This window comes from Bacteroidota bacterium, assembly GCA_016183775.1.
Lineage (GTDB): Bacteria > Bacteroidota > Bacteroidia > JABDFU01 > JABDFU01 > JABDFU01.
The window spans coordinates 1-25,348 of sequence record JACPDY010000088.1; the positions used below are offsets into that span (position 1 = coordinate 1).

12 protein-coding genes are annotated in these 25,348 nt (G+C 39.5%); 6 read left to right on the forward strand and 6 right to left on the reverse strand.

Annotation, left to right across the window (positions count from 1 at the left end; all coding sequences use genetic code 11):
* From HYU69_11050 to HYU69_11065, 4 genes are all read left to right on the forward strand, one after another.
* The coding region (locus HYU69_11050; GenBank protein MBI2270871.1) for a transposase at positions 1–129 on the forward strand (129 nt) is incomplete at its 5' end.
* A 197-nt stretch (positions 130–326) separates the two neighbouring features.
* Entirely contained in the window at positions 327–1,805 is a 1,479-nt protein-coding gene (locus HYU69_11055) for a Do family serine endopeptidase (protein MBI2270872.1), read from the forward strand.
* Positions 1,806–2,042: 237 nt separating this feature from the next.
* Positions 2,043–2,906, forward strand: a complete 864-nt coding sequence (locus HYU69_11060; protein MBI2270873.1) for an RNA polymerase sigma factor RpoD/SigA — start codon at positions 2,043–2,045, stop codon at positions 2,904–2,906.
* 126 nt (positions 2,907–3,032) lie between these two features.
* Positions 3,033–4,487 (forward strand): glyceraldehyde-3-phosphate dehydrogenase, encoded by a 1,455-nt coding sequence (locus HYU69_11065; GenBank protein MBI2270874.1) that lies wholly within the window; start codon positions 3,033–3,035, stop codon positions 4,485–4,487.
* Positions 4,488–4,566: 79 nt separating this feature from the next.
* On the opposite strand, the gene HYU69_11070 is transcribed toward HYU69_11065, so the two are convergent.
* Together HYU69_11070 and HYU69_11075 are read right to left on the reverse strand one after the other, a co-directional pair.
* Positions 4,567–7,620 carry an SBBP repeat-containing protein gene (locus HYU69_11070; protein ID MBI2270875.1) on the reverse strand — a complete coding sequence of 1,018 codons (3,054 nt, stop codon included), beginning with the start codon at positions 7,618–7,620 and terminating at the stop codon, positions 4,567–4,569.
* A 29-nt stretch (positions 7,621–7,649) separates the two neighbouring features.
* Positions 7,650–11,603: a hypothetical protein gene (locus tag HYU69_11075; GenBank protein ID MBI2270876.1), complete on the reverse strand. Its 3,954-nt coding sequence runs from the start codon at positions 11,601–11,603 to the stop codon at positions 7,650–7,652.
* Positions 11,604–11,837: 234 nt separating this feature from the next.
* Here HYU69_11075 and HYU69_11080 point away from each other — a divergent pair, with 234 nt between their 5' ends.
* Both HYU69_11080 and HYU69_11085 read left to right on the forward strand, forming a co-directional pair.
* Positions 11,838–12,887: a hypothetical protein gene (locus tag HYU69_11080; protein ID MBI2270877.1), complete on the forward strand. Its 1,050-nt coding sequence runs from the start codon at positions 11,838–11,840 to the stop codon at positions 12,885–12,887.
* A gap of 76 nt (positions 12,888–12,963) precedes the next feature.
* Entirely contained in the window at positions 12,964–13,284 is a 321-nt protein-coding gene (locus HYU69_11085; GenBank protein MBI2270878.1) for a hypothetical protein, read from the forward strand.
* 8 nt (positions 13,285–13,292) lie between these two features.
* On the opposite strand, the gene HYU69_11090 is transcribed toward HYU69_11085, so the two are convergent.
* From HYU69_11090 to HYU69_11105, 4 genes are all read right to left on the reverse strand, one after another.
* Positions 13,293–18,128 carry an SBBP repeat-containing protein gene (locus HYU69_11090; protein ID MBI2270879.1) on the reverse strand — a complete coding sequence of 1,612 codons (4,836 nt, stop codon included), beginning with the start codon at positions 18,126–18,128 and terminating at the stop codon, positions 13,293–13,295.
* 29 nt (positions 18,129–18,157) lie between these two features.
* Complete coding sequence (locus HYU69_11095; protein ID MBI2270880.1) at positions 18,158–18,328, reverse strand: hypothetical protein; 171 nt, start codon at positions 18,326–18,328, stop codon at positions 18,158–18,160.
* Positions 18,329–18,730: 402 nt separating this feature from the next.
* Positions 18,731–23,185: an SBBP repeat-containing protein gene (locus HYU69_11100; protein MBI2270881.1), complete on the reverse strand. Its 4,455-nt coding sequence runs from the start codon at positions 23,183–23,185 to the stop codon at positions 18,731–18,733.
* Positions 23,186–23,275: 90 nt separating this feature from the next.
* Complete coding sequence (locus HYU69_11105; protein MBI2270882.1) at positions 23,276–25,213, reverse strand: choice-of-anchor J domain-containing protein; 1,938 nt, start codon at positions 25,211–25,213, stop codon at positions 23,276–23,278.
* Positions 25,214–25,348 lie beyond the last annotated feature (135 nt).

Here is a 25,348-nt window from a genome sequence, read left to right on the forward strand (position 1 = left end):
ATTATTGAAAGAACTTTTTCTTGGTTTGAAAACCAACGAAGATTGAGTAAAGATTTTGAATATTTGCTTGAAACAAGTGAGGCAATGATTCATTTTGCAGCTATAAAAATATTATTGAATAAATTTTAAACAGTTTCTAAATATTCGATTTAGAATGTATTGCAAAAAAGGTGCGAAAGGAATTAACACTCCCCTTTAAGGGCCAATGGAAACACTCCTGCATGTTAAAAATTGTTAAATCCATTTACATCTTGAAATAAAGGAATGAAATTTGTGTTATCCTATTAAACTTGAATAAAATAAATAACCTTAAAAACTCAATAGCCATGAAACGCATAAAACAGATAGCCGGAATTTTCCTTGTGGCAGGAATTGGTGGCATTACAGCCATAGGAATAGATCATTTCTATATTAAACATAACCAACAACCTATCGTATTACAACAGGCCCCACCGAAAGATGTAAAATTTGTCAGTATGCCTGGCACAGCTGCCGAAACTACAGTAAATTTTGTAAACGCTGCCGAGATGACAGTTCATGCTGTGGTTCATATTAAAACAACTTACGCAATAGAGAATCAAAACCAATACACGCAGGATCCTTTTTATAACCTGTTCTTCGGGCCAAATCAACTACAGCAAAGACCTTCGCAACCTATGTCTGCGGGCTCAGGAGTTATTATTACAGGCGATGGTTATATAGTAACCAATAACCACGTAGTAGATCATGCCGATAAGATTGAAGTGGTGTTGAATGACAGGCGTACCTACCCCGCTACCATAATAGGAAGGGATCCCAATACAGATCTCGCTTTGCTGAAAATAAAGGAGCAAGGACTCCCCTATGTTGCCTATGCCAATTCCGACGATGTAAAAGTTGGAGAATGGGTTTTGGCTGTCGGCAACCCATTCAATCTTACCTCTACTGTTACCGCAGGAATAGTAAGTGCAAAAGGCCGAAATCTCAATGCCCTTGCAACAGATCCACAGAACGGTGTTTACCCCATTGAGTCATATATTCAAACTGATGCAGCCATAAACCCGGGCAACAGCGGAGGGGCATTGGTTAATACTGCCGGACAGCTTGTAGGTATAAATGCCGCTATTAAATCAAACACCGGTTCATATGCGGGCTACTCATTTGCTATACCTGTAAATATTGTTAAAAAAGTAACCGCAGATCTCCTTGAGTTCGGAGAAGTTCAGCGTGCATTTATTGGAGTAAGTATACGTGACCTTGACTCAAAGCTTGCCGAAGAAAAACACATAAAGGATATAAGGGGTGTTTTTGTAAATACAATTACTGATGGCGGAGCCGGTGAAGAAGCGGGTATCCAGGAAGGAGATGTAATTACAAGGATCGCTGAAATGGAAGTAAATAATGTTTCTGAGTTACAGGAGCAAGTAGGTAAATTCCGTCCCGGCGATAAAATAAATGTCACGTTGAAACGTAATGGTGATGAAAAGATAATTCCTTTGACGTTGAAAAACCGGAATGGAAACACCGAAGTATTTAAAAAAGACAAACCGGAGGTAGCAAATGTACTTGGAGCAAGCTTTGAACAGATCAGTCCCGATGAAAAGAAGCGGTTAAATATCAAAAATGGGCTCAAGGTAGTCCGCCTGAACGGAGGAAAATTAAGAAGTGCCGGTATACGGGAAGGCTTTATCATCACAAGGATCGACAAAAAAGAAATTGGCTCTATGGAGGATGTTAAAAGCTCCCTTGAGAACAAAGATGGAGGGGTGTTAATAGAAGGGATTTATTCAAATGGAATGCGCGCCTACTATGGCTTTGGACTATAATTATTGCGCAACTTAAGATCAGAAAAGCAGTCCTTATTTTAAGTCAAAAGTTCATTTCATCGTTAAAAAAGCCTTCCTTAGAGTTCACTTTAAGCTATTTATCCAAAATTGTTCAAAACAACTGACAACCAACTGATTATAATTAAGTCAAATAATTGACAAGTACCAATAAATGGAATACATTTGCGTTAGTTTTTAAAAACTAATGATGTTAATTTAACATCGTAAACCAAACACATGAGGCAGCTAAAAATAACCAAATCGATTACCAACCGTGAAAGCGCATCTCTTGATAAGTATCTTCAGGAAATAGGACGCGAAGAACTTATTACGGCTGAAGAAGAAGTATCATTGGCCAAGCGCATCCGCGATGGCGACCAGATTGCTCTTGAAAAATTAACAAAGGCCAACTTGCGTTTCGTTGTTTCTGTTGCCAAGCAATATCAAAATCAGGGTTTAAGTTTACCGGACTTAATTAATGAAGGTAATCTTGGACTCATAAAAGCCGCCAAGCGTTTCGATGAAACACGTGGTTTTAAATTCATTTCCTATGCTGTATGGTGGATCCGTCAGTCTATTCTCCAGGCATTGGCTGAACAATCGCGTATTGTTCGTTTACCTTTGAACCAGGTTGGTTCATTGAACAAGATCAATAAAGCGTTTTCTAAACTTGAGCAAGAGTTTGAGCGTGAGCCAAGTGCGGAAGAACTTTCGAACCTGCTTGACCTGCCTGAAGATAAAGTTGCAGATACCATGCGTGTATCAGGCCGTCATGTATCAATGGATGCCCCATTTGTAAATGGTGAAGACAACAGCCTGCTGGATGTGTTGATCAACCCTGATTCACCAAAGGCTGATAATGGCTTGATGAATGAATCATTACAACGTGAAATCGAGCGTTCACTTTCTACATTAACCGACCGCGAGCGCGATGTAATCAAATTGTTTTTTGGAATTGGACAAAATCACGGACTGACGCTGGAAGAGATCGGAGCGAAATTCGATTTAACCCGTGAACGTGTTCGCCAGATCAAAGAGAAGGCTATACGCAGGCTTCGCCATAATTCACGCAGTAAACTACTTAAAGCATACTTAGGATAATATGTGGTTATATTAATTAACACAAAAGAGGAAATGGATTTTTATCCCTTTCCTCTTTTAATTTTAAAAATAATCCGGTCTAATTAATCTATAAAAAAAATAACGATGGCTATAGCAATTGAACCTATGATAAAGAAAAGCACTTACGAAAGCGAACTGGGCTCATGGATAGAACAGGAAAAAGCAGCAATTGATCTTATTAAAGCCGTTGGCGACTTGTGGTTTGAAAAATCTGTTGAACTTATTATCTTCCGTAATCAGCTTATTGACAGAAGTTCGAGCGAGATCATGAACCTTCACCTGTATGCCAAGCAAATGGTAAAGCAGCCTATTACCATTTTTGATACTGCTATGCTGGCTAATGAATTATTAAAACTCAACCTTGCCCCTTCCCGTATTGATATCGGCCGCCTTTGCAGTGAGTGGCTAAACGAAAAAGCTAATTATAAAACAGCAGGCGACTTTGTCGGAAAAAAGTTAGAAGACTTTATCGGCAAAGAAAAAAGTAAATTAAAACCTAAAGATGTTGTGTTATACGGATTTGGACGTATTGGACGTTTAGCGGCACGTGAAATTATAGCACAGGCCGGCAAGGGAATGCAGCTTCGTCTAAGGGCCATTGTTACACGCTCAAACTCCAATGAAGATATTACCAAACGCGCCGACCTGTTAAAAACAGATTCTGTACATGGCCCTTTCCCCGGAACTATTATTGAGGATCTGGAAAACAAAGCCCTGATCATAAACGGACATACCGTTAAAATGATCGCGGCGAAAAACCCTGATGAGATTGATTACGAATCCTATGGTATTACGAATGCTCTGTTGATTGACAATACAGGCGTGGCACGCGATCGCGCAGGCTTATCCAAACACCTGAAATCGAAAGGTATCAGTAAGGTGTTGTTAACGGCTCCTGGCAAAGGTGATATTCCCAATGTTGTTTATGGCATTAATCAATCGAAACTTGAAATAGAAAAAGAGCAGGTTTTCTCAGCCGCAAGTTGCACAACCAACGCTATTATTCCTGTGCTAAAAGTAATTGAAGAAAGCCTGGGTATTAACCACGGACATATAGAAACCATTCACTCCTATACCAACGACCAAAACCTGCTGGATAACTATCATCCCAAGCATCGCAGGGGCCGTTCGGCTGCATTGAACATGGTTATTACCGAAACTGGTGCAGGAAGCGCTATTACAAAGGTACTGCCCGTTTTAAAAGGTAAACTGACAGCTAATTCTGTTCGTGTCCCTACCCCAAATGTTTCATTGGCTATACTTGCTCTCACAGTAAAAAAGGAAACGGACAAAGAAACCGTGAATGAAATTTTAAAAAATGCCGCACTCAAGGGCGACCTTGTAGAGCAAATTCAATATTACTACAGCAACGAACTCGTTTCATCCGACGTGATCGGAAACCCCTGCGCTTCTGTATTCGACAGCCAGTCTACTCTTGTCAGCGAGGACAAACAAAGCATTGTGCTTTATGTTTGGTATGATAACGAATATGGTTACACCCGCCAGGTGATCAGATTGGCAAAATATATTGCAGAGGTGATTCCGTTGAGGTATTATTGATCTTTAGAAGATAAAGGAAATAGATCAGGCTGACACAATAAAATGTCAGCCTGATCTATTTTATACCTTCCTGTTGATTCTATGGCGCAGTAAGGTTAACATTTACACTACAGCCGTTTTTATCTTTAATATTTATTGAATAAGCTCCCGGACAAAGTTGATTTTTATACCTACTGACATATCCATCAGGCCAGGTATAAGTGTAGGGACTTGTCCCGCCTGTTGCAGTTACCATTATCCATTCTTTACAACCGCAACCGATACAGTCAGCAGTGCCTTTTGCAAATTGTCCTGCTAAAGGTAAAGCTGAAATAATTGTAACAGAAGCAGTGGCTATACAGCTTACCGCATCAGTAACAGTAACTGTGTAGGTGCCCGCACTCAATCCCGTCGCGGTAGCACTTGATCCACCCGACGGCAACCATAAATAGGTGTAATTTGGTATCCCGCCGGCAGGTTGTGCCGTGACAATACCAGAAGAACTACAGGTTGAATTGGCCTGAGTGAGGGTAAGCGTAAGTGTCCCGATGCCACCCGAAATACCGGCAGTAAGCGTTATACTCTTGCATAAATAATTGGTAACAGTTACAGTGTAAGTACCAGCACACAAACCGGTGGCAGAATCCGTAGTATTACCATTGGTCCACAAGTATGTATATATACAAGCGGAAGGTGAAACAACATTTACCGCAGCGCTGCCGGCACATGAACTGCCGCAACCAGATTGATTTGTGCTGGTATTGGCTATAATACTGTTTGTGAATTTTATAAGATACCCATCGTCTCCTCCATTAAAAGTAGCATCAAAATAAGCTCCGCTACCCGGATCTGTTAATGGGTATGTTGCAGAATTAGAAACAGATGTCCATTCACCCGCCATAAACAAATTATTGCTGCCGTCAACGGCCAATGCCTCCCTAACATCTATACCGTTTCCACCCAAATAGGTCGCCCATAAACAGTTTCCGGAATTGTTAAAAAATACAAGTGCAATATCCCTGTTTCCCACAGGACCATTGTGCGAATTGTCCTGGTATTCACCATCGCATGAACTTTGTACCGGCATATCGACAGAATATGTATTAAAGCTCATGTATACATTTCCACAACTATCTATTGTTAAATTATCATAAGAAAACATCCCCTCGATTCCGGCTCCTCCATAATAAGTTGCCCATAAACGATTACCGTTGTTGTCGAACTTCAGGATAAACGCATCGCTACTGCCTCCCAATACTCCATCAAAATAACCCGAAGGACATGTCGCACAGCATACCACGCCGTTACATACCGGAAAATCTGCGGATGCCGTAGAGCCTGTTACAAATACATTCCCGCTTCCATCGGTGTCGATCGTATAACCATAATCGTCTCCAACTCCTCCATAATAGGTCGCCCATAAACGGTTTCCATTGTTGTCAAACTTAAGGATGAAGGCATCCCTGCCTCCGGCAGCACCCTGAGAATAGCTCAAAGTACAAGTCGCACAGCACGCCGGACCATTACAAACAGGAAAACCCGAATATCTTGTCTCTCCTGTTACAAAAATATTTCCACTGCCATCTGTTGCGATTGAATATCCAACATCTCTGTCACTTCCACCGTAATAAGTTGCCCACAAACGGTTACCGCTGTTATCGAATTTAAGAACGAATGCATCTCCAACTAATAATGATCCTCCGGCATATATACTCTGAAAGTAGCCAGGAGTACATGCAATGCAACATGCCGGACCGTTGCAAACAGGAAAATTGGTGGATGTTGTATTTCCGGTTATAAAAATATTTCCGCTGTTATCGGTGATTATAGAATAACCAATGTCTCTTCCGTTCCCTCCATAATAGGTGGCCCATAAACGAATACCGTTATTGTCAAATTTAAGGATGAAAATATCGTTTACTCCCGTTAATATACCCTGAAAGTATGTTCCTGTATTCTGAACAGGAAAATTGGCAGAACCAACCTCTCCCGTTACAAATACATTCCCGGCAGCATCTGTGGTAATGGACCAGCCTGCATCACCTCCGCTTCCCCCATAATAAGTAGCCCACAAACGGTTACCGGTGTTGCTAAATTTGAGGATGAAAACACCTGAGCCTCCCGCTAATGCCCCTTGAAAATAAGTCCCTGCTGCCTGCACCGGGAAATTAGCCGAACCTGTATATCCTGTTACAAAAACATTCCCGCCTGCATCAGTCGTTACGGATGTTGGTCCATCAAGACCGCTACCTCCGTAAAAAGTGGCCCAAACAAGCTGCGGATCTATTATTAATTGAGAGTTGTGAGTTGAAAGATCAGAATGAAGATCGAATGAAATGGAAGTTTCGTATCCATCATCACCATTCACTTTCACGGGTCGCTGATAGTTTTGAATAAACCGCGTTTTCAACTCTGCTCCGTTCAGGAAACTTACAGGAGCGTTTTCGGCTATGTCGCCGTTGAGTGTATTGATGACTATTTCTCCACGCTCATTTATCCTGATCGGTTTTTTACTTCTGTAAAGCAGTTTTATAAGTTTATAATCGCCTCCTGGCCTTACAACAAAATCGTATTTGAACCCTTTGTCATTGGTGTTATACAATACCCAATCAATGCCCGGGTATATATTTTTGATAGTTACTTTTTCATACTCTTTAACTCCGTATATACCTTGTGAACAATGCGGATAAAAGAAATTAAAATTAGTCGCACCCTCCCCCTCTTTTGTTATGTTCTCTTTGCTTATCCTCGCACCATATAAATTAACATCAACACGCTCCCACTCTGTCTTACTATTTTCTGCTCTTTCTTCATTTGTCACGCTGAGCGAAGTCGAAGCATCTTCCTCGCCAATTGATACCATTCCACTACTAACATCTTTTTTATCCTCTTCCTCAATTTTCAATGTTTGTATTGTTAATCCTTGTTCCGTAATAAATAAATTTACTGCAGGAGCTTCGGCTTTATAGAGCACAAACGGAACGGGGTTTCCGTTCAGGTCCTTCATCTGCCCCTTGTTCTCTAAAAATTTTACTAATTGGTTTTGCATCAATATACGAGCCCGTTGCCTGAGTTTGGCTTCTCCTCTATCATCCGCTGCTAAAAGCGAAACACTCAAAAGGGAAAAAATCAACACAGTTGATATTTTTGTCATATAAAAATTACATCTTGTCATCAGCAAAATCAGGGTGTAGTAAGATTAACATTTATGCTGCATCCATTTTTATCTTTAATATTTATATTATATGAACCGGGACAAAGCTGATTTTTGTATCTGCTCAAATACCCATCAGGCCAGGAATAAGAGTAAGGACCTGTACCTCCCTCAGCAGTTACAATTACCCATTCCTTACAGCCGCAACCGCCACAGTTGGCAGTACCTTTGGCAAATTGGCCCAATAACGACGGGGGTGAAATTATTGTGGTTACCGAAGTTGAGGTACAACCTTTGCTATCGGTTAAGGTAACGGTGTAATTACCCGGCGCTAATCCTGAAACCTGAGACCCGGTAAGCGGAACCCCTCCGCTCCAGCTATAGGTATATGGCAAACTGCCACCTGCTCCTGTTACTGTTGCCGAACCGGTTCCTCCATTACAGGTTATATTGGTTGCTGTGGTTGTTGAAACAACAATAGGATTTACAATTACTAAAGCAGTCGAAGTGGACGTAGCCCCTCCTGAATCGGTTATTGTTACAGTATATGTTGTTGTTGAAGACGGACAGGGATTAATATTTTGTATGGTCCAACCATTGCTCCATGAATAAGAGTATGGAACCGTACCACCTGTTCCGCTGGAAGTTACAGAAGCGCAACTTCCCTGACAAACCGAACTACCAACAGCAGTTACAACAGGACCATTACAATTTATTACTGTTATAGTACTTGTTTGAGTGGTTGAACAACCTCCGCTGGAAACTGTATGTGAAACACTATACGTCCCGGCTGTTAAAAATGTATAGGTAAAATTGGAAGTTGTTCCACTTACATTTGTCGGAGTTATGGGGGAAATTACCCAGCTATATGTTCCTGTTGAGCCAGTATTCGTAAAGATTACTGCCATTCCTACACAGGTTTGTGGATATGTAAACGTTGCTGATACAGGATTTACTCCTGTAATATTGAATGTTTTTGTTTGGGTACATCCATTGCCATCTGTAACTGTTACAGTGTATCCTCCGGCCACAAGACCTGAGGCAATCGTTCCTGTCTGACCACTACTCCAGCTAAATGTAAAAGGCTGTGTTCCTATGCTCGCTATTACTGAAGCGCTGCCTGTAGAATTACAACCATTGTTGGTGCTTGTGGTATTTATCACGGGTCCTGCAGGAAGCGTTATACTTACTGTTTGGGTAGCAGTGCAGCCGGTTTTATCAGTTATCGTTAATGTATAATTACCCGCAGCTAATCCTGAAGCGTTTTGGGCAGTTTGTCCGTTATTCCAGGTATAGGTATAAGGTGAAGCGCCTCCGGTGACTGTCGCCCAAGCTGTGCTATTTCCATTGCTACTACAGGTTGCCGGGTTTGTATTGGTAATAGTTAACGCTAATCCGGTTACGGGACCAGTAAGTGTATAATAAATGGTATCTCTGTTACATGCAGCATCCGTTACTTCCACCCAATAATTACCTGCACATAATCCTATACTGTTTGTTGTGCTTATTGAATTAATAAGCTGACTCCCATTACTCCACACATAATTATACGGCGGAGTGCCGCAATTGATCTGAATTGTAGCGTTGCCACAGGTGCATCCGGTTGCATTTACCTGGGTCTGGATATAGCTTGCCGTATCAGGCTTGAGTTTTATAAAATAAATATCATCCGCTGAAGTGTAGTTATTATTAAAAGCACCTCCACCCGGATTAGCCATAGCGTTAGACGAGGCTCCCATCCACTCTCCTGTAATAAATAAATTTCTGTTATTATCCAATGCAAGGTTTGCCCGAAAATCCTGAGATCCGCCTAAAGTGCCGAAGTATGTTGAATATATCATTGCACCGGTGGCAGCGAATTCCACTAATACCAGGTCCTGCGGACCAAGCCTTGCATTGTTAAAAAAAGTGCCACATGTATTTACAGTAGGAAAATCATTGGACCCCGTCCACCCCCCAAGATAAACAACCCCGCAAAAATCAGTAACCAGATTTTTTGTTCTGTATCCAAAATTAGCAGTATAATGAGAAACATCACTTGCTGAGCCACCAATAAAAGTTGACCAGATCATTGAGCAGGAGCTATTGAATTTACATAAAAACAAGTCGTATCCATTGGTGTTTCCATTACTAAGCACACTGTTATTATATGCTCCCGAAAGATTCTGAGTAGGAAAATTCGAAGAAACGGTTTTTCCCGTTACATACAAATTACCAAATACATCTTCTTCGATATCCGTAGCCTCGTCAAAAATATTTCCTCCCAAATAGGTCGACCATTGCAATGCCCCTGTGTTGTTGAACTTAAGTACAAAAACATCATTATTACCATTTGAAACAGGGTCATTATATGCTCCCCCGAGGTTCTGCAAAGGAAAATCAGTGGAGTTCGTATATCCTGTTACAAACAGATTATTCCCTGCTCCTACCCACAATGCATTTCCTACTTCGTCCCCCAGACTTCCTCCGAAAAGTGTTGACCACTGCAATGCACACGAGGAATTGAATTTTAAAATAAAAATGTCTTGCCCTCCGCCAATAGCATTATCATTATAGGCTCCGGCAAGATTTTGGGTCGGAAAATTTGCCGAACTTGTGAAACCTGTTACGTAAATACTATTTGTTGCATCGGTTTTTATTGACCATCCCATATCCATTCCCGTACCTCCGAAATAGCTGGCCCATAACCGAACACCAGCCGGAGAAAATTTTAACATCACCACGTCCGAGCTTCCGCCATTTGTATTATCATTATATGCTCCCGCAAGATTTTGTGTTGGAAAATCTAAAGAAGGAGTAACTCCTGTTATATAAATATTATTAGCCACATCACTCGCAATACTCTGCAAATTCTCATTCGTATCAGAACCCCCATAAAAAGTGCACCAAAGAAGAACTCCTGCATTGTTAAATTTTAATATCAAGCCATCGGTCGAGCTACCCAGAGTATTATCATAATATACGCCTCCTCCGGGATTCAAAGTGGGGAAATTTGTTGAAACTACATAGCCACAAGCATATACATTATTATTTCCGTCTACCACAATATCCATTGTTCCTTCGTTGCTGATACTGCCTCCCGTACCCCCGATATACGTACCCCAAAGAAGCTGGGGATCTATCACCAGAGTTGACCTTAAGCTATTATAAGCTTCAATTTTAAATGAAACTTCAGCAAAATGGAGATCTGTTATAGTTGTTAAAAATGTAGTTTGAATTTCTGTATCAGACTCTTTTAAATAAGAATAGGGCGCATTTTCAGTAAGGGTTCCGAGTGGCGTATTTATTTCGAGACTGCCATCCTGTTTCTGAACAAGGGGTTTATCGCTTTCGTAACACAATTTTATTTGTGATGGATCGGCACCCGCATGTACAAGAAAATCATATTTAAACCCATTGGCATTACTGTTATATAAAACCCAATCTATTCCCGGATAAATGTTCCGAACTGTGATCTTCGAATATTGCTTTACATCATAGATTCCATCAGGACAGTGAGAGAAGAAATAATTATAATGCGCCGAACCTTCTCCTTCCATGATAATATTTTCCTTTTTTATTGTTGTCCCTTTTAAACGCATATTTATCCATGCCATCTCTATTTTGTTCTTCTCTATTTCAATTTTCTGTTTACTCGAAGTATATTTTTCTCCGATTTCATTGTGCCCATCTTTTTCATCAATTTTTGCAAATACATATGTAAGGCCCGTTTCGGTTATATATACATCGATACCTGGTGCGGAGGCCTTGAACAAAACAAAAGGGACAGGAATGTTATCTGTATTTACCATTTGTCCCTTGTTTTCAAAAAAATGAACCGGCGAATCCTGTATATGTTGCAAAATTTGATCTTCACTAACCGGAAGGTCCCTTGATGCAAAAGCAGGTGATGTAAGAAATATAACTGAGAGGAATAGTGAATATATTACGATCCTGAATAATGTACTCCCCGGAGCCGCACTTATGGTTCTGTGTTGTAGCATGGCATTTTTCGATGACGGATGTTTCATTTCAATATTCCCTGCTTTTATTCCTCTTCCTGTCAAATGAACTTAAGAATGTTTTAAATTAACCCTAAGAAAGCTTTAAAGCAAACCAAATAAATTTATAAGTTATAAGTCTAAGGTTATGTAATGATCATTAAAAAAAGAATTTTGTGAGAAAGAACTTCATAGAATGATTCACTTTAGCTATTTTTATACAAAAAAAATGTAAAAATGAAAACTCCATCAGACGATCTTTTCATTCTGATAAAATCACTTAGTTCGGCAGAAAAGCGTTATTTTAAGATTTTTTCGACGATTCATTCAGGTAAATCATTTAACAAAAAATATATTATCCTATTCGATGCTATTGACCGATTAAAACAATATGATGAAAAAAAATTAAAGACAAGACTGAAAGACGATACATTAAAAAGCAATCTGAAGATGTTCAAAAGTTATGTTTCAGAAGTAATTCTAAACAGCCTTGAAAAGTATCACCAAAACTCAACAAAGCAACTACAGGTTAACCATCTGTTTGCGCAGGCCCACATATTATGTTCCAAACGACTTTTTCCGCTTTGTGAAAAAGTTCTTAAAAAGGCTGAGTCCATAGCTGAGTCGGAAGAATTATTCCCGGAGCTTATCAATATCCTATTTTTAAAAATTGAAATTGCAAGAGCGACCGAGCAATATGAAAAAATATTTAGCACAAATGGTCATAAACAGCGGGTGAGTTCTTTTTCCAATCTTCTGCATAATTATACAGAATATCTTTTTCTAGGATTGAATGCTGAACAGGTCCTGAAAAAAAATTTTCTTACCCGAAAAAATACAGATCGGATCATGCATAAGCAAATATTAGCCAATACCTTATTGCTGAATTCCACAAAGGCCAAAAGCGCCACAGCCAAAAGAATGTACTTCAACCTGAAATCCCGGTTTCTTATGATAATGGGGCAAGATCAAAAGGCGTATGATGTTATTTTGGAGTGTATTAGTTTTTACAAAAGCAAAAACACTTTAGCGAATCAAGATCTATCGTTTTATTTTATTACACTATATAATAAAGCTATAATTGAGTTTATCATCGGGCAGGCAAAGACTGCTTATGAAACCATACATTGCTTTCAGGAAATGTTAGAAAGATATATGCATCAATTATCTGCAAATGCTCTCGTAAATGGAAATGATCAATTATATACATTAAAAATCGGAAGCTGCATAAGCACGGGGGATTTTAAAGCAGCAGAAAAACATCTTGATGAATTTGAGCACGCTTAAATATCTGAATAAAATCCTTCTTTTACCAAATACGGGTATCCGGAATGATATTATTGTACAATCAAAATTTTTGATCATGATAGTGCAATTTGAATTAAATGATCTAGATGCTTTACCTTATACAATACGCTCAACATATCGCTCCTTGCTTAAAGGAGAGCGGTTATATAAATTTGAGAATGCAATATTGCAATTCCTGAGAAAGGATTTACCAAAAGCCGACCATAAATCTGAACTTATACATGCGTTTAAGAAGTTATCCGGCATAATAAGAGAAATCAGCAAAGATCCCTTTGAAAAAAATGCAATGGGAGAATTTGATTTTATTTCCTGGCTAGAAAGTAAAATTGAGAACAGACCATTTGCTGAGATCATAAGAAATAAAGTAAAGCAATGAGAAAATAGTCAGGGCGCGGTAAGATTAATATTCACACTGCACCCGTTTTTATCTTTAATATTTATTGAATAAGCTCCCGGACAAAGTTGATTTTTATACCTGCTGACATATCCATCAGACCAGGTATAAGTGTAGGGGCTTGTCCCGCCAGCGCCTGTCACCATTAACCACTCTTTGCATCCACAACCTGCGCAACTGGCGGTCCCTTTGGTAAATTGTCCAGCTAATGGCGGGGGTGAGATTATTGCAGCTGTGGAAATTCCCGTACAACCCTTACTGTCCGTTATTGTTACTGTATAATTTCCTGCCGTCAAACCTGTTATAGTTTGTGCAGTCTGGTTGTTACTCCAGCTATAGCTGTAAGGCAAACTACCGCCACTCCCCATCGTAGAAACAGATCCTGTACCGCCGTTACATGAAGCATTTGTTACCGTGGAAGAAACATTAACAGATGGATTAATTATTATAGTTGCTGTTGACGTGGATGTGCTTCCACCTGAGTCGGTTACTTTTACAGTATAAGTTGTTGTTATTGGCGGGCACGTATTTATATTTTGAGTTGTAGCGCCTGTACTCCATGAATAAGTGTATGGATTGGTGCCGCCACTTGGATTGGATATTATGTTGGCACAGCCGCCAGCACAGATAGTACTACCGGTAGCCGAAAACACAAGCGTACCGCAATTTGGGTTAATTGTTATGCTTTTAGTCATGCTGCACCCATTTATACCCTCAACAGTAACAGTATATGTTTTTGATGCAGAACCGCTTATAAATAATTTCGGATTAGAAATTCCTGAATTATTTAAGCCGGCAGAAGGACTCCATGAATATACAGGGTTCACTTTACAGAATCCAAGTTGTATATTAGGTGAAGTATTTGTTGGCCCGGTTGCAAATGGAATTAAACATCCTGAGACTGAATTGTTTGTAACTGTATTGTAATATGTATCATTTTGCAGCACTGAAACATCGTCAGCAATATCTGAAGTCGTTTTATCCCAGCATACTTCAACCACTATATTTGATTGTCCATCCCAATGAAATGATTGGGTAAAATTATGAGTGTTCCATCCTGTAATGCTTGAATAAGTGGTGGGTCCAAACACAGTTGACAAACCTGTAAGCCAAGATTTATAAGGGTTTGTGGCATCCGGTAACTTCACAGCTTTTGTGCAACCAATCTTTATTGTAAAATTTGTGTATGGTGTAGAACTGTTTTTTTTTCCTACATAAAAAGCCAAAGATTGTATACTTCCCGCTTGCAGACCCGCACTTTTCAGGCTATAGGCATCATATATAACCTGCATCCTGTAATCGGTTCCCGTATTATAAGGTGACATATGGCCATAGTATGGATTACTGAAATTTGGATTAACAACAGGCCCAAGTGAAATTTTTTGAGGAGAATTTGCGCAAGTTGTTACTGGCAATGTACCACAGGAAAATGAAACAAAATCTGTCGTTCCAGACAAAACTGCGTTTAGCTGAACGCTATCGCCCGGACAAATTGTTGCAGGAATATTTACATCAACGACTGATCTCGCGCCTATTGCTATACTTTTAGTTATTGAACATCCATTTGAACCTGTAACGGTGACCTGATAGCTACCTGGCGCAAGATTTTGAGCAGATTGTTTATTTTGTGCAGGGACAGTATTCCAACTATAATAAAATGGCCCTGTTCCGTTAGCGGGTATTATTGTAATACGGCCATCAGTTCCACCACTACAAGAAGGTTCAGTAATCATAATACCTAAAGACGGTATAGCATTATTCATATTAACCGAAGCTGTTTTTAAGCATCCTGAAATATCTCTAATCGTAATAGTATATGTGCCACTTCCCAGATTGGATGCTGTTGTTGAAGTCTGTCCTGAAGGATTGTTCCACAAATAGGTATATGGCGACTTCCCTCCTGTTACTGTTACTGAAGCAGAACCATTAACGGCACATGAAGTTGTAAAAGATAAAGAAAGAGAATCGGGATTTGACAACATAATCGTTGCGGTATTTTTACAACCATTGCCGTCCTGAGCTGTTACTGTGTAAAGTCCCGACGATAAACCTGATATATTATTTGCTGTACTTCCAGTTGACCATTGGTATGAATAAACACCATTTCCTCCTGTAGTATTTACAGATACAGATCCATCACTACTTCCATAACAGCTGATATCTGTTTTAGCAGCAACAATATTCAGCGCACAGCAGGATCCTGTTACTGTTAATGCCTTAATTAAAGTATCTCCTGGACAGATTGCAATCAGCTTTACATTATAAGTTCCTGCGTTCGCATATGTATGAGAGGGATTTCTGCTACTGGAAAAATTGCCATCCCCAAAATCCCATAGCCAGGTTTTAACCGAATCCAGGATTCCACAGTGTTCTCCTGTAGTAGTATTATTGAAGTTTACAGGAGTGTTGCATACAGCATTACCTGCATTAAAGTCCACAATCATATTTTGAGTAAAACGGCTAATAACAGGCTGATCAGAGCCTCCATTAAGATTAAGCTTGGCAGTTTGGAAAGCTCCGGCAGTTACAGGGAAGTCGGAGGAGTGAGTTGTGTTCGTCATTATCAGGTCTTCTTTACAATCGTATTTAACCAATGTAATCTGAGTTGTAGCAAAATCGGCATCTACTCCACTTCCGCCAATCATACCGGAAAACAACAATTTCTTTCCGCTGTCATTCAATTTATACAAAGCAATGCCGCCGCCTTTATTATTATTATAACTGCATCCATTAAGTGGTACACTGGATGGATAAGCAACCGAAGAATACGCTTCATCTCGATCATTAATCTGTATTGACATCCCATATCCGGCACCAATAAAAGTGGAGTATTTCAAAGTTGTTCCCTGCGGATTAAGACGCACAATGAATGGGTTTGAGGGACCGCTTGTTACCGGTCCATTATAAGTAGGATCATAAACTCCGGCAGTTGTCGGAAAACTACTCGAACTTGTATTCCCAATAACAAATGCATCACCCGCGGAGTTAACAGAAATATCATTTCCCAGATCTCCGTATGTTCCGCCAAGATAGGTTGAGTATTTTAAATCTGCGTTACCATTACCGTTCATACTAAGCTTTAATACCAACGCATCGGATTGATTAACTCCTGGCAAACTATTATAGGAGGGGTCAAAGCAACCTGGTGAAACCGGAAAGTCAGTTGCACTTGTCCATCCGGCGACATAAACGTTGTCCATAGGATCTAATGCATTGCGGAAACCAATTTCGCTGGAAGTAACATTCATATTTCCAGCGCGATCTTGGTCTGTCGACCCTCCAATAAATGTAGAATAAAGCAATGCACTCCCGTCAGAACTTAATTTACTTACAAAAATATCAGATAAGCCACCATTAAATGATGTATCATAAGCTCCGGGAGTTACCGGGAAATTAGAACTTAAAGTAGAACCGGTAACAAAAGCTTCTCCTTTATTGTTCACCGCCACTCCACATCCCAATCCGGCATAACCAAGAAATGTTGAATAAACTAATCCGGTACCAGCGGCATTAAGCTTAAGAACAAATGGTCCATAAGGTCCGTTCAATCCTGAGAAGGATGAATTCCCGGCAAGTGAAAAAGGCCCATTGTAGGTTGGATCGTATGCACCGGCTGTAGTAGGGAAATTGGGAGATTCCGCATCTCCTGTAATATAAGCGCAACCAAAATCATCAACTGCAATTCCAACACCCTTGTCTCTGCCGTTTCCTCCGATATATGTTCCATAAACTATATCTGTTCCATCAGGCTTTAATTTAAATACGAATACATCATTGGCACCATTCCATGTTCCGTCGTAATTACCCGGTTTGGTTGGAAAACCACCACCTTCATACCAACCGGTTACATACGCGTTACCCTGTTTGTCAGACGCAATATCAAAAATATAACCCCAAATAAAAGTGATATTTGCAGAAGCGGCTGCCCCAACATAAGTGGAATAATACAACACAACCGGATCAATTATCAGATCATATGCGGGGTTAATATTCGTTGAACTATAAAATCCTATGGTAGTATCATTTAATAAGTAATAACGGATATCAACCTCTGTTTTTATTCCATTTATTACCTGGTAAGAATATGGAGCTAAATCTGCTGTGGTACCCCATTCGGTCTTAACTTCAAGGATACCATCCCTTTTTATTCTGATTTTTTTTACTCCTGAAAACGCCATTTTGATCTGCTCCATTCTTCCACCCGGCTTAATAATATAATCGTACTCAATTTTAGTTCCGGAAGAATAATACCTCAGATCAATTTTATCATAAAGTTCGTGGTATTGGATCTGTTCATAATCGCGTGCATTTAATACATAACGGGAAGGGTCGTCACCTATAAGATAATTGATATTGCTCATATGCTCCCCTTCGGATGTACAGCTAACATTTTTATTGCAGCCAATAAAATTCATGTTCCAAACAAGGTAATCATGTCTATCACCACCCGTCTTTCCAGACGGTGAAAGTACACTTGTGCTTTCCGATTCATTTTCTCTGGCACTTAAATAACTAATTCCATCCTTCATAAAATACATGTGAATCCCGGATGAGGCTGATTCAAATAGAATATTATCGCTCCACTGCCCCCTATTTTTACGGAAATTTACCGGCAAGCTTTGAAGGTTATTTTCGATTTTAGTTTTCCTCGCCTGATCCATGGCTCCTAAACTACTATGGATACTCTCCTGCGCTGAAATAGTATGATAAAATGAACCCGATATAATTAAAAACAAAGTAGCATAGACAAAAGACAACCCTTGCAGCAAAAAATCTATTTCTACTTTGAGTAATTTATTAAATTCAAATCTTATTATATTTTTCATGATCAACGAAGTTTAAATCAATTAATATTTTACCAAAGCCGGAAAACATCTTCAAATAAGTCAAAATTCCGATAGCTGTTAAATTCGTGATCAATCTTTCCTGATGCTTTCAACGCCTTTTTTCCTTTGACAATCTTACTTGTCTGAGTTGTTTTTGTTTTAATTTTTATTCTTCCCTTTATTCGCTTATTATTTTTCATATCTCCCATATTTATTTCAGAACTATCTCAATCCGTAATCATCACCTTCTTCATTATAAAATTATTTTCCGTTGAAAGCTTCAACAGGTACAACCCGCTTTCCTGCCCACTTATACTGCGAACGGGATAAATTTCCGCATTCGTATATCATCAGAGTCGGAAGTCAGAAGTTAGAAGACTTCCGGCTTCGGACTCCCGACTTCCAGCTTTTCAAAATGCGACAAATTACACCGTTTCATGTATAAATCTATTTCTTCGATGTATTTCACCTGTGCTCCTGTTTCAATATGTTTTTTTATATGAGCTGTCCCGCAAGGTTTCGTATCTCTATTCTCACATATTATTCTAAAACACGCTACAATACAGTATCTTTGAGCATCAATGTTTACCAAAAACAACTACTCACGGTGCAGTTAAATTAACATTTAAACTACAGCCATTTTTATCTTTAATATTTATGGTATAGTTTCCAGGACAAAGTTGATTCTTGTACCTGTTTGTGTATCCGTCGGGCCAAGAGTATGTATACGGGCTTGTTCCGCCTGTTGCACTAACCATTAGCCACTCTTTACAGCCACAACCTGCGCAACTGGCAGTACCCTTGATAAATTGTCCGATTAATGCCGGCGGCGAAATCAGAACGGCAGTAGAAGTTCCTGTACAACCATTACTGTCCGTTATTGTTACTGTATAATTTCCTGCCGTCAAACCTGAAACTGTTGAACCTGATCCGCCTGAGGTGGACCAAGTGTAAACGTAAGGCGAACTACCTCCGGCTCCTGCAGCTGTGATCGAACCGTTACCTCCACTACAATTTATAGTTGATACAGTTGTTATTACAGTAATTGCCGGATTTATAGTCACTACCGCGGAAGAAGTGGATGTTTTGCCTCCTGTATCTTTTATTGTTACCGTATACATTGTGGTTGACACCGGACATGTATTTATGTTTTGTGTAGTTGCTCCGTTACTCCATGTATAAGTATAAGGTGATGTGCCACCGGTTGGAACAGATGTAACAGTAGCACAACTACCGGGACAAACAGAACTGCCTGTGGTAGTAATTGTGGGGCCGGAACAATTTATAACAGTGATATTTACTAATTTACTATCGTTACAGCTACCATTACCAATATTAAGATTCACGCCATATGTACCCGCAGACAGGAATGTATACGAGAAATTACTTGTTGTGCCAGAAACATTAATTGGGCTAATGAACCAGTTATATGTTATTCCACTTCCTGGTTGTGTACCAATGTTAGTAAATGTTACCAAAGAACCCAAACATGCCAGAGAAGGAACTGTAAAATCGGAAAAGACCGGTTTATTTATTTGTAACTGGAATGTTCGGGTTGTAATACACCCGGTAGCATCTGAAACAGATACGGTATAGTACCCAGCCGCAACATTTACTATACTACTGTTTGTACTCCCATTACTCCAATTATAAGTATATGGAAGAATACCTCCATGAGGTGTAACAGATGCCTGTGCCTGTACACTGCAACTTCCATCAAATGAAGATGTGTCAAGTGGAAGAGGTAGTTTCTGTACATTAACCGCGCCCGTTGCAGTGCATCCGTTAGCATCGTTAATAGTAACAACATAGGTACCCGCATTTAACCCTGAAACACTTACGGTAGTTTTCCCATTACTCCAAAGATAATTATAAGGTGAAGTGCCATTTACCGCAGAGGCTGTTGCTGTTGCTGCATCTGGAGGACAAGTCCATTTTGGAAGTGAGAATCCAACACCCAATAGTGGAGACTGTGTAACAACAACTGTTGAAATTGAAACACAAGCTCCATCACTTACCGTTAAAGTATACGTACCAGGAGCATTAACTGAAGGGGTAAAAGTATTGGCTCCACTAACAATTCCGGGACCTGTCCAGGATGGTATTGCCCCAATAGTAGACGATGATCCATTTAAAATTTTTACTGGATTTGTGCAGGTGATTGTCTGCATTAGCCCCGCGTTCACATTCGGCTTCGATCCCGTATTTGTTATGTTAATAGTAAAAGATGTACTACAGCCGTTAGACCCGGTAATAACATATATGTGAGTACCCACTGAAACAGAAGAAACAGTATAGGGTGTGTTTACGTTAGATGCTATTGTAATAACCCCTTCAGAAATTGTATAGACAGGGTTACCATTTGTTACACTGGTAATAACAAACGAACCTGTGGACGAAGAACATGAGGCATTAACAATTGTAATATTAGGTACAAAAGTCGCCGCGGGACCAGCAATAGTGAAATTTCCGTATAATGTATCACATGTCATAGTTACGGTATAGGTATAAGTTCCGGGACAAAGATTATTTACAGTATTCGAGGATGAAGAAGTATTGATTGTTTGCATACCATTATTATAGTAATAACTAAATGGGGGTATTTTGCAGCCTGCTACCAAATTTAATGTAGCTGACCCATTACAAGCGCAGGAAACTGCAGAGCTTGTTGTAACACTTACTGTTTGTGTTGATGCCACTGATAATCCGCAACTTTTTATGTTAAATTGTGAAATTGTTGCATCTCCTTCAATCCCCACCACCCCTCCACAAGTAGTTTGGAAAGCGCCAGGCGTTACAGGGTATGTACAGGCAGATGTTCCGGCCAAATATGCATAACAACCAAAAACGCTAATACAGCCTCCCCCACCATGTCCACTCTCATTATTAGGACTTGATGAGTTTCCAGTACCAATAAAACCCGAACATAAAAGGTTACCGGCCTGATCGAGAGTAGTAATAAAATTATCTTCAGTACCAGCAAATACTGTTTGATAAGCACAAGAAGTAACAGGAAAATTATGACTGTATGTATCTCCTCCAACAACAATATTATTATTCACATCACAATCAACGCCCATTGGTTCTTCGTCATATGGACTGCCACTACCTGTACCTCCAAGTAAAGTTCCCCATTTGCGAACACCGTTCGCATCAAATTTTGCTACAAATCCGTCAGCATACCCTCCTCCAAAAGCTGTTTGAAACGCTCCTGCGGTGGCAAAAAGACCAATCCCTCCTGGGCCACAGGTGCTTCCTACGATAATAATATCTCCTGCACCATCTACAGCTATTGCAGCCCCAAAATCAACCTGATTTCCTCCATAATAAGTTGCCCAAAGCCGATTTCCACCAGGTAAAAATTTTGCCAGGAAGGCATCAGTATTAATCACATTACTTATCGAACCTCCTCCAAATATAAATTGATGGCACCCAGCTGTCACAGGAAAATTTCCCTGTGTAGCACCGGTAATATAAATTTCATTAGTCACTTGGTCTACCGCAATTCCATTTCCTTTATCGTTATTTACATTGGGAGAATTGTTTCCTCCAAAATACGTACCCCAGATACGTTGTCCATTAGGTTGAAATTTAACTATGAAGACATTTATTTTTGAAGTTGCTGATCCTCCTAGTGCCGACTGAAATGCCCCAGCAGTACTAATACCTGCTGCAGAACTTGTTTCACCAACCCCAACAATATTATTTTGGTTATCGGTGCGCACATCGCGAATTACACCATTATAAAATGTAGAAAATTGGCGCATTCCTAAATTATTTAATTTAACAATGAAACCTATACCGTAAAAAGGTTGATGTACAACGTTTAGTCCAACATTCCCTATAGGGAATCCAGCAACAGCATTACCACAAAATATAACATTATTTGAAGCATCGGAACAGATACCTAGTCCCTGGCTAGCACCATAATACGTGGCAAAATTCCGTATATTTCCATTTGATTGAAAACTAACAACAAACGCGTCGGAGTATGAAGCAGCGGAAAAAGCTGTTTGAAATACACCGACTGTAACCGGGAAATTAATCGATGATGTTCTACCGGTGGTTATTATATTACCCAGTTTATCATTTGCATTAGCCACGGCCACATCGGCTCCGCTCCCGCCATAATATGTTATCCATGGGTCAATGATAAGCGGATAATTCCTATTATAATTTGATATGTTAAATCCTATTCGTGTGTTTCCATTTTCTTCAGATAAGCGTTTATATGTTGATCTTATTGCAATTTCCTTTCCGTCAATATTTTGATAAACTTTTGGAATCCATTCAAGTACTACACCCATTTCTGTTTTAACTTGTATTTTATCTTCATTCATTAAAATATTATCCATCCCGGAATAAGTCAATTTTATATCTCCTGGACGGCCGCCAGGATTAACAATTATATCGTATTTCAATCCGTGCTCTTTTCCTCCATAGTACACAATATCAATTCCTTTGTAAACATTTTTGTAAGTTATCTTATTATATTGAGTTATCCCTGTAATTCCCTCAGGACAATATGCCTTGTAAAAATTTACTAACCCCGGAATTTTATCGTTATTTATTGTTTGAATGTTTTCATTACATCCCGAAAAATTAACATCTACCCTGTATCCTTTCAGGGTAGAATTTTGCATGAAATTATCCTTATAAAGTTGTTCATCGGCTTCGTCTCTTATCAAGCCTTTGCTAATCGCTTCATCGGCGTTTTCCTCCGCATTTCGAATTAAATCAGCCATATTAGTTATCACATAGCTGATACCTGTTTTACGTATGTAAACATCAGTTCCGCCACCGTCACCTTTATATAAAACATCAGGCCGAAGTTGTTTGTTCATATCAATAATCTGTCCTTTGTTTTCGGTAAAGCACATGCCGTTCCCCATTAAAGACGGTGCAATGGCTGAAGGGAAGACCGATCCGGGTTTGGGCGCTTCATAACCAAAATTTTCTTGCGCTTTAACTACCTGAAGAGTTAAGGTTGAAATAAATAGCAAAAAGGGGAAAACAGCAGGTAAAGGCAAATATAATATATGTGAAAATTTTCTCATAACAATACTAATTAACTTACACATTCTTTTTAGCTGAAGAAAAGTACAAAAAAAGATTTTTGATAAATACCGTATTAACCCGCCTCTGATTTAATGATTAATCAGTATTTTTTTCATTGTGGCATTATCTCCGGTCATCAGCTTCATCAAATATAACCCATTTTCAAAGCCGCTTAAATCAATTGCTTCCACATATTTCATTTGCGCACCCGTTTCAAGCAATTTTTTGTATATGAGCTGCCCGGCGAGGTTATGCACTTCTATTTCTACCATTTTCTCCGGAATATTTTCAAGCATCAGTTCAAATTTTCCGTTCCCCGGATTGGGAAACACATTTGCGGAAAACAATTCATTTCCATCGGAAACCCCCGTGGTTATTGAATTACTGATATTTATATCATCAATATATAACATATTCTGATAACCTGTTGTATTGCGAAACTTGATCCGGACATTTGAAAATGAAGCAGAGCTATTCAATGGAATGATCTCGTTTCTCCATTGATCAGACGCAGGAACAAACCGTGTTGTACTGAAAGCCGGAGTCGCAGTGATGAGGCTTGCGCCATATTTTTTATACAGGCTTTTATAAGTAGCCCCGCAATCGGTTGAGATCAGCACTTCAAGCGTATCTTTTTTATAATTAAGAGTCGGATCGGCATAGGCCTGGTAAGCCATCCAGAATGAGAGAACTGGTGATACTGCCGAAGAAAGATCGATCGGATAAATAATAGATTCATCGATCGCTCCGGTAATAACATAATCGTAATTATTTACTACCAGTGAGGAAGCTCCCGTTTTTCCTGCAGTATTTGTTATCATCCAGCTTATATATCCATCCGGATTATTCAACATCCATCCCGGAAGCGTTGTGTTTTCGAAACTTTCAGCAAGCGGTAATGGTACGCCCGTAAGCATGGTTCCGAAAGTTGAAAACACTGTATCATTAACAATATTCATGTCCGTTATTCCATTGGGCTTTTTTACCCAAACTTTAAGCTTATGTGTGCCTGATGATAAAGAGATTGAAGGAAGCGTATAAGATTCGGAAGATAATGACGGCAACTTGCCGGTCCAGTTTATATTATTGACTGATCCTGCATCAATGCTGTAACTTATAGTAGCGGATTTCAGCGTATCCTTTGCTCTGTTCTGAATGATCAATGAAGGTGCAACATTAGAACTGCAATAATAGTAGTCCGAGGCGGTTTTCAGATTATGCAGACCGGCATCAACAGAAGGCATGTTTGTAAAAAAATTACCGGCAAAATCCATACATCCGAATTGTTGCGCCTGCGGGGGCAGTGTATGTCCCATGCCGGCAATGATATTGAGCGTTGCAGCGGCATTTGAATCAAGCATAATGTTATAGGCCCGTTTTACAGTGTTAACATAATAATCCTGATCACCCACCGTCATGCAGATCGGTATTTTTTTAGCATTGCTATAGTTATATTGGAAAGAGGTTTTATTTTCTACATCTGCGATAGATTGAACTGCAGGTGTCCACAGAAATAATCCTTTAAATAGTTTATAATTATCGAGTCCGTATTTAAGCGCGCTTCTTCCGCCCAAGGAGAATCCATTAAGATAAATATTGGTAGTATCAATATTGTACCATTTAATTGTTGAGTCGCGTGCAACGCGAATTATTTCCTGGTAACCCCAGGGTGAATAAAAATTTTTATCCGGGGTGCTTTGGTTACCATCAGGACATACAATGATACAGTTGTACAGAGGCGAAGTTGAAGCAGTTGAATTGGCCTGAATAGAATTTCTGTACTGGGTTCCGTTCCCGCCACTCCCATGCAACCCGATGACCAGTTTATATTTAGTAGCAGAAGAATAGGTTGTTGGCACATAATAAGCCAAAGTCCGCGCCCCTCCAAACTGAACTGTTTTGGTAAAGCTTCCTGTTGTTTGAGCGGTAAGAAGGGATTGAATAAACAATATTGAAAGAATTAACACTTTAATAGTGCTTCTTTTAAAAAAAAGTTCCCTAAAAAGATTTTCGTTTCTATATTTCATATCTTTTCATTTTGAATATTGTTTATCAGTCAGATCTATTATTAATGGAAGTTAGCTCCAATCTCTGCTAAAATCAATTCATAATTAAGTATATTTCTATATTTCAAAAACACATGCTATATTTATGTTATTTTA